Source organism: Pedobacter sp. AK013, assembly GCF_014205835.1.
Classification (GTDB): domain Bacteria; phylum Bacteroidota; class Bacteroidia; order Sphingobacteriales; family Sphingobacteriaceae; genus Pedobacter.
Genome location: NZ_JACHCQ010000035.1, coordinates 18,737 through 29,878 on the forward strand (window position 1 = coordinate 18,737; position 11,142 = coordinate 29,878).

6 protein-coding genes are annotated in these 11,142 nt (G+C 41.5%); 3 read left to right on the forward strand and 3 right to left on the reverse strand.

Going from position 1 to position 11,142, the window contains the following annotated elements; all coding sequences use genetic code 11:
• The first annotated feature begins 10 nt into the window (after nt 1-10).
• Both HDC90_RS20425 and HDC90_RS20430 read left to right on the forward strand, forming a co-directional pair.
• Nucleotides 11-2,473, forward strand: a complete 2,463-nt coding sequence (locus tag HDC90_RS20425) for a glycoside hydrolase N-terminal domain-containing protein (RefSeq protein WP_184469674.1) — start codon at nt 11-13, stop codon at nt 2,471-2,473.
• Between the two features lie 42 nt (nt 2,474-2,515).
• On the forward strand, nt 2,516-4,447 hold the full coding sequence (locus HDC90_RS20430) for a glycoside hydrolase family 97 protein (RefSeq protein WP_184469676.1): 1,932 nt from the start codon (nt 2,516-2,518) through the stop codon (nt 4,445-4,447).
• A 364-nt stretch (nt 4,448-4,811) separates the two neighbouring features.
• Here HDC90_RS20430 and HDC90_RS20435 read toward each other — a convergent pair whose 3' ends face one another.
• The 3 genes from HDC90_RS20435 to HDC90_RS20445 all read right to left on the reverse strand — a co-directional run bounded on the left by HDC90_RS20435 (nt 4,812) and on the right by HDC90_RS20445 (nt 9,565).
• Entirely contained in the window at nt 4,812-6,866 is a 2,055-nt protein-coding gene (locus HDC90_RS20435) for an alpha-glucuronidase (RefSeq protein ID WP_184469678.1), read from the reverse strand.
• A 99-nt stretch (nt 6,867-6,965) separates the two neighbouring features.
• Complete coding sequence (locus tag HDC90_RS20440; protein WP_184469680.1) at nt 6,966-8,345, reverse strand: glycoside hydrolase family 43 protein; 1,380 nt, start codon at nt 8,343-8,345, stop codon at nt 6,966-6,968.
• Nucleotides 8,346-8,476: 131 nt separating this feature from the next.
• The gene (locus HDC90_RS20445) at nt 8,477-9,565 is read right to left on the reverse strand and encodes an endo-1,4-beta-xylanase (RefSeq protein ID WP_184469682.1); all 1,089 of its coding nucleotides are present in this window, start codon (nt 9,563-9,565) and stop codon (nt 8,477-8,479) included.
• A gap of 296 nt (nt 9,566-9,861) precedes the next feature.
• On the opposite strand from HDC90_RS20445, the gene HDC90_RS20450 reads away from it, so the two are divergent.
• Nucleotides 9,862-10,962, forward strand: a complete 1,101-nt coding sequence (locus tag HDC90_RS20450) for an endo-1,4-beta-xylanase (protein WP_184469684.1) — start codon at nt 9,862-9,864, stop codon at nt 10,960-10,962.
• Nucleotides 10,963-11,142: the final 180 nt, after the last annotated feature.

The following is an 11,142-nucleotide window of genomic DNA, read 5'->3' on the forward strand; positions in this document are numbered from 1 at the left end:
ATTCTTCTCCATGAAAAACTTTGTGATCCTGCTGCTATTCGTAAATGTTGTTTTCTCAGGTGCTGCTCAGCAAAAACCAAAATTAAAGCTATGGTATAATACGCCATCTGGCCAAATTTGGGAGAACGCATTACCTGTTGGCAACGGGCGGCTTGGCGCAATGGTTTACGGAAATGTTGTTAATGAAATTATTCAGTTAAACGAGCATACGCTTTGGAGCGGTAGCCCCAACAGAAATGATAATCCTTTGGCATTAGATTCACTGGCCCGCATTAGAACGCTTATTTTTCAGGGTAAACAAAAGCAGGCAGAATTGCTCTCCAATAAAGTTATTATAAGCAAAAAGTCTCAGGGACAGATTTTTCAACCCGTTGCAGATTTACACCTTGATTTTGCAGGTCATGAAGCCTACACAAACTTTTATCGCGAGCTAGACATCAGTAATGCGGTAAGCACCACCAGCTATCAGGTAAAAGATGTGGTTTACATCAGGCGTGTTCTGGCCTCACTGGCCGATGGTGTAATTGCAGTTGAGCTTCGCTCGAGTAAACCAGGTGCATTAAGCTTTACGGCTTCGTTATCTTCCCTTCAGCCCAGTGCGAAAATTAATACGCAAGTGCCGGGGCAAATTGAAATTACCGGAACTTCCACCGCGCATGAGGGCGTGCCGGGCCTTGTCCGCTTCAATGGGATCGCTGCATTTAAGCATATTGGCGGTAAAATCTCCAGTACTGACCGTGCAATTGTTGTAGAAAATGCCACCGCGGTAAGCATTTATTTATCTATTGCTACAAACTTTATCAATTACAGAGATATTAGCGGGAATGAAAAATTAAAGGCCAGGGAAATGCTAAACCGTGCGTTCCCGAAAAAATTTGAAACGATTTTAAAAGCACATCAATTACAATATCACAAATATTTTGATCGGGTAGATTTATCCTTGGGCGCTACAGATTTTGAACAGGTGCCTACTGATATCAGGCTCAAAAATTTCAATTCAGTTAATGATCCGCAATTTGCAGCCCTGTATTTTCAATATGGACGCTACTTACTCATTTCGAGCTCTCAGCCTGGTGGCCAGCCTGCTAACCTGCAGGGCATCTGGAATAATAAATTATATCCACCATGGGACAGCAAGTATACCATTAATATTAATGCGGAGATGAACTACTGGCCTGCGGAGAAAACAAATCTGGCCGAATTGCATGAGCCTTTCTTGAAAATGGTTCAGGAATTGGGAGAAACCGGAAAGCAGACCGCCCACGATATGTACGGTGCCAGGGGTTGGATGGCGCATCACAATACTGACATCTGGAGAACTACAGGGGCTGTTGATGGTGCATTCTGGGGAGCGTGGAGCCATGGTGGAGGTTGGGCCAGTCAGCATCTGTGGGAGCATTATCTTTACAGCGGAGATCGAGCATTTCTTAAATTGGCCTATCCTACTTTAAAAGGAGCGGCGATGTTTTATGTTGATTTCCTGGTTAAAGATCCTAAAAGAGGGTTTTTGGTCATTAATCCAGATATGTCTCCGGAAAATGCCCCTCCAGCGCATCAGGGCTCTTCACTCGATGCCGGAACAACAATGAGTAATCAAATTGTATATGATGTTTTTAGCACCGTCATCCGTGCGGGGGAAATTCTTGGTGAAGATAAAGCCTTAGTTGATACTTTGAAAAAGATGCGTAGCCAGCTCCCCCCAATGCAAGTTGGGCAATATGGCCAGTTGCAGGAGTGGATCGATGATATTGACGATCCAAATGATAACCATCGGCATGTATCTCATTTATATGGTTTATTTCCATCTGCTCAAATATCGCCATACCAAACACCAGAGTTGTATTTAGCGGCGAAAAAGACACTCATCCAGCGAGGCGATATTTCTACAGGATGGAGTATGGGATGGAAAGTGAACTGGTGGGCAAGACTATTGGATGGAAACCATGCATACAAACTTATTCAGAACCAGTTAACGCCTGTGGGAGGAAACCGGGCGGGTGGGGGCACTTACAATAATCTTTTTGATGCGCATCCGCCTTTTCAGATTGATGGTAATTTTGGATGCACTTCTGGTATTGCAGAAATGCTGATGCAATCAGATAATGGCGCTATTCAACTTCTGCCTGCACTTCCCGATGTTTGGAAACCAAATGGACATGTTAGTGGTTTAAGGGCAAAAGGTGGATTTGATATTGTTAAACTAGAATGGGTAAACGGTATGATCACTAAACTGGTGATTAAATCGCACCTGGGCGGAAATTTACGGATCAGGGTACCTAATCAATTAAATTTATCCAAACTTGAAGCCAAAAATGCCACTGGTGAGAATCAAAATCCTTTTTTCTTGATTACAAAAACGCCAAAACCGAGTATTTCCAAACTGGCGCCTGGCGGATCTATCGATTTGCCTGAAACTCAATTGTATGATATTAAAACTGAAGTGGGGAAAACCTACACCCTGTATAAAAAATAAAATAGTTTACCAATTACAATCATTCACTTATACAAGTAAACCATGAGAATATTAATTGGCCTCATCGGCCTGATGATGTGCTGTGAAATAGGCGTAGCACAAACCAACAACTATAAACTGTTTAGCCCCAATAAAAACCTGGAGCTGGTGTGTAGCCCGAAAAAATTAAATTATATGGTTTTATATAAGGGCAAGCTGGTACTTGCCGATTCGAAACTAGGCCTTGTGCGCGAGGATGAGGATTTCTCAAAGGGACTTGTATTAACCAAAGTATCTAAGCCCACTGCGGTGACCCAAAATTATACGATGGTAAATGCGAAAAAAAGTTCCATCACTTATAAAGCCATCGAAACAACGTTTGAATTTCGAACCAATAAAGGGAGCCGTATGAATCTTATTTTTAGGATGGCTGACGATGGGGTGGCCTTCAGATATGAGTTTCCTGAGCAAGATAAATCTGTAAAAAAGATTGTAAGCGAATCGACCAGTTTCCGCTTTTTAGCTGGAACAAAGGCTTGGTTGCAACCTAAAGCCGATGCGCAGACAGGTTTTGAGCATACCAATCCTTCTTACGAGGAGCATTACAATATGGATATCCCGGTGGGAACGCCTTCGGGCAGCTCAAATGGCTGGGTATATCCGGCTTTATTTAAATTAGATCAGGTTTGGATGCTCCTCACCGAAGCAGATCTGGGGCGGGGTTACTGCGGAACATCTTTGGCCCAAAACTCAGTTGATAATGAATATCGGGTTAATTTTCCTCAAGCAGCCGAAGGGATTCCGGGAGCTGCTATACTGCCTGAATCGGTTTTGCCCTGGAAAACGCCCTGGAGAATTATGGCCATTGGCGATTTAAAGACAATTTCTGAATCTACCCTGGGAACTGATCTTGCCCAGCCGGCAAAAGCAATGGACAAAGCATTTATTCAGCCTGGAAAGGCGGCATGGAGTTGGGTGCTGGAAAAAGATGCCGCAACAATCTATCCCGTGCAGAAAAAATATGTTGATTATGCTGCGGAGATGAATTGGCAGTATAGTTTAATCGATGCGAACTGGGATAAAACTATAGGTTACGATTCTGTTGCCGTGCTTGCCAAATATGCAAAGGAAAAGCGCGTTGGCCTGCTGCTTTGGTACAATTCTGCCGGAAACTGGAATACGGTAAAATTTACGCCCCGAGATAAATTGTTGACCCATCAAAGCAGAGTTGAGGAATTTGCCCGTTTAAAAGAAATGGGTATAAAGGGTATAAAAGTAGATTTTTTTGCCGGAGACGGACAGTCGATGATCAATTATTATCGGGATATTTTGGAAGACGCCGCTAATTATCAATTACTGGTCAATTTTCACGGTGCCACCCTGCCAAGAGGTTTGCAACGGACTTATCCTAATTTAATGACCGCTGAGGCGGTATTTGGATACGAGATGATTTCCTTCGACCAGAATGCTGCTAATAAAGCCCCTTCACATGCGGTGATGAGTGCGATGGTGCGTAATGCTTTTGATCCGATGGATTTTACGCCAATGGTATTGTATAAAATCCCAGGGATAAAAAGGGTGACTACTCCAGCTTTTGAACTGGCCACCGCTGTCGTTTTTCTTTCAGGCATACAGCATTTTGCAGAAACACCTTCCGGTATGTCTCATGTACCTGATTTTGTTAAAACCTTCCTCATGGAATTGCCAAAAAACTGGGATGATACACGGTTTATTGACGGTTACCCGGGGCAATTTGATGTTGTTGCCCGTAGAAGCGGAAAAAAATGGTACATAGCTGGTATTAATGGCGAGAACAAACGCAGAGATTTATCTCTTAATTTATCTTTTTTGGCCAATAAAAAGGCTCGGTTGATTTTCTCTGAAGGTACTGCTGAAGTTAATCTAAAATCGGAAGAAGTTAAAGTAGGACCGAATGGCAAATTAGATTTAAGTATGAAAGGGAATGATGGTTTTGTACTGGTTTTTGAAGAGTAAGTGAAGCCTGAAAGCTGTAGAGCGATATGGGGAGATGTTTTTTACGCTCCTCTTTTTTCTTTTTTAACCGCAAAGTACACAAAGTTTTTTGGGCAAAGGATGCAAAGCTGGGTTATATGTTAATTTGCACTATTAACCACATTGACAGATTACAATAGACTAGTCGTCCTCGACTGAAGCGCAACGAAACGGAGAGATCTTTGGACTAAGTTATTGAAACCAACCTTAAAAGATTTCTCCGCTCGGTCGAAATGACGATTCATCGAAGAGATCCAAACGTTAAATTCTCCTGATATCCACTATTAATGCAATAATTACCACTTAGGATAACAAATTCTATATTGCCGATACAGCCTCTTTTTTTCTACTGATAATCCCGGCTTTTAGTCAGTTCCTTCAGCGATTGAAGATCATGGATGGGGCGCTCAATTTCAAACGGAATTTCCCTTTTGCTAAACTGCTGGAAATAGAGTAAGCAAGCATCTTTCCAGATTTGAGCATCCCTGCATTGCGTTCGGAGTTTAGATTGCACTTCTGTGAAACGTTCACTGTCTATTGACCCTTTCATTTTGTCCCAGTCTTTTTGAAAAAATCTGATCGTCTGAACGCCATGGTCATAGCGAACGCATAGTTCTGTCCACAAATCCTTTCCATTTTTTAAACGGTAAGACCAAGGCACATGATGAAACCAAAGTAGATACATTTCCGGGCAACTGGATAGGTTATTGAAGGTTGAACTTAATGGTTCATGATATTGGTCAACCGCATCGCTTCCATTACGGGTTCTGTCAAAACCTATCCCTCCAGTGTCTGCCTTGTGGTAATAGACAGAGGTCCAATCTGGACGGATTTTATCGTTAGAAAACCATGGTGCAGGGCCATAATGATGACCTTCGGCGAAAATATGGTGAAGTCCCAGTGGCATCATATAATCAACTGCTGCATCCCTGCTTTCCAGCATAATATTTTGAGTGGTTTTGACAAAGTTAGCGTCGGTTATTTTTTCTTTATAATCGAGAAAAGTCTGTTTTATCCATTCTGTGGCTATCACTTTGCTCTCTAGTTTGTTATTCCAGGCCAGGCGTCCAAATGCATACCAATTTGCCTGTGCAAAAGTATGCCCGGTCCAGTTTACATCATTACCAATGTTAGCCACCCCTGCAATGGCGGTAAAATCAGTTTTACTTAATGAACCATCGGTGCAGGCGGCAACGGTACTGCCTTTCCCAATTTTATAAGTGTCGCTATTTAAACATTCTTCCCATAAAGTAGAGAGAAAAACAAGTTGTTTGGAAGCGCCCAGATACTCTTGGGTGATTTGAAATTCAGGCATAACCGGTGTCTTCGACATTGCCCCAAACAATGGGCTAAAGGGTTCTCTTGGCTGGAAATCGAGTGGGCCATTTTTTACCTGTAAAATTACATTTTTCCTGAAAGTGCCATCAAGTGGTAAAAATTCTTTGTAAGCCTGTTTGGTTCTGTCTTCGGGAGATGGATTATAAACAAAGGCACGCCACATCACTATTCCATCAAAAGGAGCCAAGGCATCAGCCAGCATATTTGCGCCATCAACGTGGGTTCTTCCGTAATCCTGCGGTCCGGGTTGTCCTTCGCTGTTTGCTTTAACCAAAAATCCTCCAAAGTCAGGGATGAGTTTATAAATTTCCGCTACTTTATCTTTCCACCATTGTTGAACCTGGGGATCTAAGGGATCTGCCTTTTTTAACTTGCCGATAAGCACAGGCGATGAAAAATTAACGGATAAATAGGTTTTTATTCCATAAGGACGCAGACTTTCTGCAATTGCCTTTACTTTTTCCAGGTAAGCTTCGGTAAGAACTTTTGCAGATGCATTTACATTATTTAAAACAGCACCGTTAATACCAATTGATGCATTTGCCCTGGCGTAAGCTTTCCATTTTTCTCGGTCCTGATTCGTAATATCCAATCCATTAGCGGTATTGCCCCAAAATATTGAGTTTCCGGCATAACCTCTTTCAATGCTGCCATCCAGGTTATCCCAATGGTTGAGGATTCTTCTGGAGTAGGAAGGGTTTGAAATAAAATTGCGCTGTGGGAGCTTAAGGTATTGAAGCCTCAATAATTCGTAAGTGCCATATAATAAACCCAATGCTGTGCGGGCATTGATTGCTGATTCTTCTAATTGGAATCCATCGCCTTTGATAGCGGGATTTTTGCTTAGATTAAGTTTTAAGGCCATGTTCTCCCTGCCCAACCAGCCTTTTTTGAGTTCATCTGTTGCAAGGTCTATAACAGGGGAGTGGACCGTACAGGAGATACTAACTTTTATTGCAGAATGGTTTCGGAGCCATAGTGCTTGGCCATCTTCAGCTTTTGATATTGTTGCGTGACTTAGCATCAGCAATGCAACGATAACCATCCTTTTAATACATGCCATTTTCTTTCTGTATAATGCTTTAAAGTATTTTATCCAATGTTCCGGACTGCTCGCTCCGAGCCTTCACGTTATTATATGCCGCTTAAAATGCCTGGACGTTTAACGTTGCTGAAAACGCCACCAGTCTATGTCAATTGCAGCAGAGGTATCACCGCCAGATACCAAAAGATACAAATCTTGTTTACCTTGGATTAGTTCGGCTTTTCCAGAACGTATTTGTAAGTCGGTTGCCTGATCACCAGTAGAAGCTAGTTTTGCAATTTGTTTTCCATCTAAACTGCCTACGCGTACTTCAAGGCTGGTGCCTGGTGAGAGACCGCTCACTCTTGCGCTAAAATCTTTTGGACCTTTTTTTCCAAAATCTACGCCTTGAATTTTGATCCAGTTGTTATTTTTCATGCTCGAAATCTGCATTCCACCGTCGTCCGTGTTTTTAGTCATAATCCCGTTTTGATCCTGCATGCTTTCTGCCTCATTTCGTTGATAAGGATTTACGGCGCCAATTTGTGTTACGCCATTTGCGGTATAACTGATCTGAACAATCGAACCATCTGGCTTGTAAGTCAACTCTTCAATGGCCAGGTTCCGTTTGTACACAGGCGGGATACCTTTTTTTATAGCCACAAGTCTGTTATGATAGGCATGGTACCATTTTCCTTTAAATTCAAATATCCCATGGTGATTATTGTTGTTATTATTTGGTGGTTGGGCGCCTATAACGCCTTTATAGACAAATCCAGTGGTTGGACTCTTACTCATCATATAGTCAATCCTCATTTCTGCCTTAGGATTAGAGGAATACGAAAAATAGTAATTGCCGTTTCGTTTATGCATCCATGAAGCTTCAAAAAAGGCAGGCACATGAAAAGAACTTGCCTGACCATTTACGCTGATCATATCTTCATTCAGTTTAATTACCCGCATATTATCTTCACCATTGCCCCCAAAATATAAATATGCCTGTCCATCATCATCCAAAAAAGCCATTGGATCGAATAACCACATGTTTTTTGCAGGTTGTACACCAGGGGTTTCATTATCAATTAGTTTTTTACCCAATGGATCTTTAAACGGGCCGATTGGAGAGGACGATGTAGCTACACCAATACCTGATCCACCATTACCAAAATAAAGATAAATTTTGCCATTTCTGGCGATAACTGAAGGCGCCCAGGTTCTATTTGCCCAACTTACATCACGGGGTGCCTCAAAAACGACACCGTGATCGGTCCAATTTTTCATATCACTACTAGAAATACAGACGATCGATTTCATTTTATAACCGCTATCCTTGTCATCTGTGTTGTCATCATCGTTAGATGCATATAAATAAACTCGTCCGTTATAGACCAATGTGGCAGGGTCTGCCAGGTGCCTGTGTGCAGCAATATGGTCATCAGCTTGCGCATGTTGAGTTAAAATTAGCAGTAAGGAAAATAGGATAGCGAGTTTAACTGGTATTTTACTTAGTTTTTTCATTTTGAGTTGGCTTATAAAGTTTCATCTATCAAAGGATTTTTTGCCTTCCTGCCGAAGTTAATGGCATTTGGGTAATAAACCGGATGATTTTGACAGCTAATTGATTTAGTTGATGGTTTCTTGCGTATTGGTTAAAATTTTGTGACCTCGAAATATGCCTTTTTTGGATTAAGTTCCTGATCAAACAGTAGCGGATAGTTTTTTCGGCCACGGTTATCCAGCCAGCTGTATTGGTCTGATAAGTTCCAGAAGGTTACACCGGTAATATGATCCTTATGTTTACGGAGAACATCGAAGATCATTTTATATTGTTGGAGCTGCTTTTCTTCCATTTCTGGAGTAAATACTGCAACTGCTTTTTGGGCACTGCCTTTAATCAATTGCCCGCCTTGATGACCATCATATACCGATACATCCAGCTCTGTAATCTGAATTTTAAGTCCCAGGGAAGAAAAAAGAGCAATAGATTTTTCCAGTTCAGAGCGGCTCGGATTATTGACAGACCAGTGCCCCTGAAGTCCGACTCCATGGATTGGAACACCCTTAGCCAGGAGGCCTTTAAGCATCCTGTAAATTTTTTCACGCTTTAATGGCTGTTCCGTATTATAGTCGTTGTAAAACAGTTGGGCATTGGGATCTGCCTGGTGCGCGTACCTAAAAGCCATCTCTACAAAATCCTCGCCTGCAATTTGGTATAACGGCGATTTCCGGAAATAGGCAGAATCGTCTGCAATGGCCTCGTTAACCACGTCCCATGCATATACATCTTTTTTATACCTGCTTACAACAGTGTTAATGTGCGCTTGAATTCTTTTTAGCAGGGTTTCTTTTGAGGCTACACTTCCATCTTCATTTTTAAATAACCAGCGAGGGGTTTGGTTATGCCATACCAGGCAATGTCCACGTAGTTTTAACCCATTTGCCCGGGCAAAGGAAGCTATAGAGTCTGCAACTTTCCAATTGTAGGTACTTTCCATGGGATGAATAGGACCCATTTTCATTGCATTTTCAGATGTAATGCTGTTAAACTGGCTAAGGATCAAGTTTCGCTTATCCCCACTCAGGTCCCATGGTGTAACGGCCACCCCTATAGGAAAATATTTTTGATAGTAGTCTTTCAGTCCTTTGGCATTAACCCTATTGCCTTTATATGCACTAAACACTATTCCGGAGATAAGGAGCAAAACGGCAAGGTAAGGGGTAATATTCGGTTTTCTCATATTTGATTAGGTAAGTCTAGAAGGTTGCAAAATCGTATGTTTTTTATACAGGCCAAGCTTCTTATCGTCAATTTTAGGAAACAAATGTCATGTAATGAATTTATGACATGATGGCCTGGGTACTTATCCGGTTATTAATTCGGCTAATTTTTGGCTATTTGGTGCTTTTTTGAACATCTGTTCTTATTGTTTTGACAAATATGACTGCTGGTGTATATACTTAGGTCTAAATTTACTGGATTTTTTCCTGCAACGTTAATAGGATGAAATCGACTTTGCTATTCAACCAAATATAAATGCGTACAACTAAATTTCACATTGTCCTATTTGCTATTGCTGTTTTCGCAGCTTTTTCCAGTTGTGGCAGTTACACTAGGACTAAAAAAAGTAACCTCGGACTGAAAGATTATTATCAGTCTTATTTCAATATTGGAGTTGCGGTTTCGGCCCAAACCATTAAAGGAGAGCAGGGGGCACTGCTTTTAAAGGAATTTAATAGCATAACACCCGAGAACGCGATGAAAATGCAACCCATTCATCCCCGTGAGGATGTTTATAATTGGACCGAGGCCGACGCACTGGTTAATTTTGCGCTTAGTAACCGACTCAAAATAAGGGGGCATACCTTGTGCTGGCATGAGCAGGTGCCAGCATGGATTTTTAAGAACAGTTCAGGAGGAAGGGCTGATAAGGCACTTTTGCTTAAACGGCTTAAAGATCACATCACAACCGTTGTGGGAAGGTACAAGGGAAAGGTGTATGCCTGGGATGTGGTTAATGAAGTGATCGGTGATGAAGACGACCAATATTTAAGGCCTTCTTTGTGGAGAGAAATCTGCGGAGAAGAGTTTATTGCCAAAGCTTTCGAATATGCACATGAGGCTGATCCTGATGCATTACTTTTTTATAATGATTATAACTCGGAACGACCTGCAAAGAGAGCAAAAATCTATAAAATGCTGAAAAAGTTGGTCGATGATAAAGTGCCTATTCATGGGGTAGGGTTGCAGGGGCACTGGTCTATTTTTGAGCCCAGCGACAGCGAGTTAAGGGAATCTTTAAAATTATATGCTTCTCTTGGCCTACAGATTCAGATTACAGAACTGGATATGTCTATCTATAAATGGGAGAAAAATTTAAGAGCCAAGAAACCTGGTGAGCAAGACAGCCTCACGGCGGTACTCGAAAAAAAGCAAAGTGATAGATACGCCAGGGTTTTTTCTATTTTCAGAGCCTTTAAAAAGGAGATTAGCGGTGTAACTTTCTGGAATCTTTCAGATCGCGCTACATGGCTCGATCAATATCCGGTACCCGGAAGGAAAAACTTTCCGCTACTTTTTGATAAAAATCTGCAAAGAAAAAAAGCTTATCGGGGTGTCGTTAACTTTAGTGAATAATTAGTTTTATCTGAAGCGTGCAGAAAATATGCCGTTCAGGCTGTAATGTTGCAATGAAGTAAATTAGTTTTTTTTATCTTACCATCACCAAACCAAATAGATCATGTATCCAAACAATTTCGAATCTTTTTTAGATTTTAGCTCGTTTTGTAGTCTTTTAGCGCCCTTGGAATTGAAATT

What these genes read in the sequence shown, in the direction of transcription:
- HDC90_RS20445 (WP_184469682.1), bottom strand. Translation starts at nt 9,565, where the DNA reads ATGAGAAAACCGAATATTACCCCTTACCTTGCCGTTTTGCTCCTTATC.
- HDC90_RS20450 (WP_184469684.1), top strand. Translation starts at nt 9,862, where the DNA reads ATGCGTACAACTAAATTTCACATTGTCCTATTTGCTATTGCTGTTTTC.
- HDC90_RS20430 (WP_184469676.1), top strand. Translation starts at nt 2,516, where the DNA reads ATGAGAATATTAATTGGCCTCATCGGCCTGATGATGTGCTGTGAAATA.
- HDC90_RS20425 (WP_184469674.1), top strand. Translation starts at nt 11, where the DNA reads ATGAAAAACTTTGTGATCCTGCTGCTATTCGTAAATGTTGTTTTCTCA.
- HDC90_RS20435 (WP_184469678.1), bottom strand. Translation starts at nt 6,866, where the DNA reads ATGGCATGTATTAAAAGGATGGTTATCGTTGCATTGCTGATGCTAAGT.
- HDC90_RS20440 (WP_184469680.1), bottom strand. Translation starts at nt 8,345, where the DNA reads ATGAAAAAACTAAGTAAAATACCAGTTAAACTCGCTATCCTATTTTCC.